This is a genomic window from Streptococcus pseudopneumoniae (assembly GCF_001072315.1).
GTDB lineage: Bacteria > Bacillota > Bacilli > Lactobacillales > Streptococcaceae > Streptococcus > Streptococcus pseudopneumoniae_R.
Window position 1 is genome coordinate 1 of the sequence record NZ_JVLI01000064.1, and the last position, 1937, is coordinate 1937.

Here is a 1937-nt window from a genome sequence, read left to right on the forward strand (position 1 = left end):
CACACTAGATCTTGCTTCTCCTCTGCTTGAACGATATTCAACCGTACTTAATTGCCCACCTTTCCCAGATAAGAAGGCTTGGGCGGCAGCTAATTCACTAGCAGACAAGTCACTCTTAGGAATATAGTGGAAGTGATTGCCATGAGGAACGATATAGGCATCGCCCGTATCTTCGATGATATCAGATGCGTTGAAGATATAGCCATCATCCGTTGTATAGCGTCCTTGAGCTCTGGCAGCAACTACCGCCTGATCGTTAGAACCGCCTCCATGATTATGACTGTGTTCCTGCTTCTGACGTTTAATCTCTTCTTTTGTCCGAATATTGTCCGCATGAGCCGCATCCTTGAGGTAAACATAGTATTTCCCGTCTACCTTAATCACATAGCCACCCTTGATTTCATTAACAATGTCTGAATCCTTCAACTGATAATTCGGATCTTTCATGAGAAGTTCTTCACTGATGATTGCATCATAAGGAACCTTACCATTATAGTAATGATAATGGTCTCCATGAGAGGTCACATAACCTTGATCCGTAATCTTGATAACAATTTGTTCGGCGTTGATTCCCTCTCTCTTACTAACTTCATCTGGTGTCAAGTTCTCTGCCTTTTGACCAGCCTGATCACCATCTATATAAGCTACTCGATTAGAATCTTTCTTAACTTGACCAGCTTGGTAACGACCAAGTTCATAGGAACAAACACTTAGGGCAAGAACTGCCACTGAACCCGCTAGATATTTTTTATTGATTTTCATAATCTCCTCATTTCAATTCTTCTGCTAAAACACTCATATTTTCTTCCAGATTTTCTAAATAAGTCTTGTCATTTTGTGGGTCTGCCTCTAAAGGATTCAGAGTTTTAAGACCCACACCTGTTGATTTGACAAGAGTTTCAGCTACTTTTGAAGAAGCATTACTTTCTGTAAAAATCGTTTTAACCTTATAGGTTTTAACAAATTCCTGAATTTCTGTTAGTTGTCGTGGACTTGGTTCTTGTTCAGGAGAGATGCCTGCAATACCAAGTTGATTAAGTCCAAATCTCTTCGCTAGATAAGAAAAGGCTGTATGTTGTGTTACAAAGGTTTTCTGAGTCGCTTTTTCAAATTTAGGCTGGAATTTCTTAGTCAGTTCTTGAGCTTTTTTGATAAAGGCTTGCGCATTTTTCTGGTAAGTTTCTTTATGCTCACTATCCACCTCTGAAAGTTTATCAGCGATAATCTGAGCTTCTTCGCCAGCTTTTTCAGGATCTAGCCAAGTGTGAGGGTCATAGAGCGTTTTTTCATCAACTCCATCCCCTGCTTCCACATCTTCTAGCCCTGGGACGCGGTCTAAAGTCATTCCCTCTGAAGCCTCTAAAACCTTCACTTTAGATTTTTTTAGATTGGGATCTAAACTTCCTGCCCAAGATTCGAGCGTATGAGAATGGTAAACAAAGACATCTGCATCATAGATGGCTGCGATATCATTTGCCGAAGGTTCAAAGGAGTGAATCCCACTACTTGACTGAATCATTCGAACATCATTCAAGTCACCAGATACTTCCTTTACCATAGCATAGATAGGATAGAAACTGGTCACAATCTTCATCCCTTTACCTGTCTGACTTTCCTTTTGACCACAAGCCCCTAAACACAAAAGAAAGACACTTAACAATACTAAAAATAAACTTTGTTTTTTCATGGATAACCCCTTAACTATTTAATTAACTGGTAAACATTCTACTCCTAAAAATTTAATCTGTCAAGCTATTTTTAGAAAAAAATTGAAATTTCTTTCACATATAAAAATCTGCTGAGTTTCAACAACTCAACAGATTCTCACTTTATATACTCAATGAAAATCAAAGAGCAAATTAGGAAGCTAGCCGGTAGGTTGCTCAAAACACTGTTTTGAGGTTGTAGATAAGACTGACGAAGTCAGTCACATATAT

At 38.8% G+C, this 1937-nt stretch carries 2 protein-coding genes; both read right to left on the reverse strand.

Going from position 1 to position 1937, the window contains the following annotated elements; all coding sequences use genetic code 11:
• A partial coding sequence (locus ADH54_RS02725) for a pneumococcal-type histidine triad protein (RefSeq protein ID WP_049523955.1) occupies positions 1 to 762 on the reverse strand: 762 nt, incomplete at its 3' end.
• A 7-nt stretch (positions 763 to 769) separates the two neighbouring features.
• Positions 770 to 1687, reverse strand: coding sequence for a zinc-binding lipoprotein AdcAII (adcAII, locus tag ADH54_RS02730; protein WP_000744916.1), 918 nt, complete (start codon positions 1685 to 1687; stop codon positions 770 to 772).
• Positions 1688 to 1937: the final 250 nt, after the last annotated feature.

Coding starts and splice junctions, on each gene's coding strand:
- adcAII (WP_000744916.1), bottom strand. CDS start 1,687: ATGAAAAAACAAAGTTTATTTTTAGTATTGTTAAGTGTCTTTCTTTTG.